Source organism: Pseudoalteromonas rubra (assembly GCF_005887095.1).
Classification (GTDB): domain Bacteria; phylum Pseudomonadota; class Gammaproteobacteria; order Enterobacterales; family Alteromonadaceae; genus Pseudoalteromonas; species Pseudoalteromonas rubra_E.
On record NZ_PNCI01000199.1, the window covers coordinates 1 to 364 of the forward strand.

Annotated in this window: 1 protein-coding gene; it reads left to right on the top strand. The window is 42.9% G+C overall.

The window, feature by feature from the left end; genetic code table 11:
• On the top strand, positions 1-364 hold a 364-nt coding region (locus CWB99_RS23860), incomplete at both ends, for a polysaccharide biosynthesis C-terminal domain-containing protein (RefSeq protein WP_171045456.1).

The following is a 364-nucleotide window of genomic DNA, read 5'->3' on the forward strand; positions in this document are numbered from 1 at the left end:
TGGCTTTTTCAGCAGCCTATAACTTTAGCGCTGGGTACAACGCCTTCGTTATTTAATTTAACTGAGCTTTACTGGTTGCCTTGGCTAATAAGCTGCTGGCTTGGAGCGCTGCTTTATTTTGGTTACAGCATTTGCCGTGCTCATAACGAAACCTTATTGCCTGGGCGAATTATGGTGCTAACCAGTGTGTTAAATATAGCGCTCGATCCATTGTTTATGTTTACCTTTGATATGGGTTTAGCGGGTGCTGCATGGGCAAGCTGTGTTGCTTTTGCAATAGGCTTAGTAGTGGTGTTTTACACGCTTATTAAACGAGAACTTGTAACCTTTGACGTTTTAAAAAACCGCACCGAGCAGGCAATAA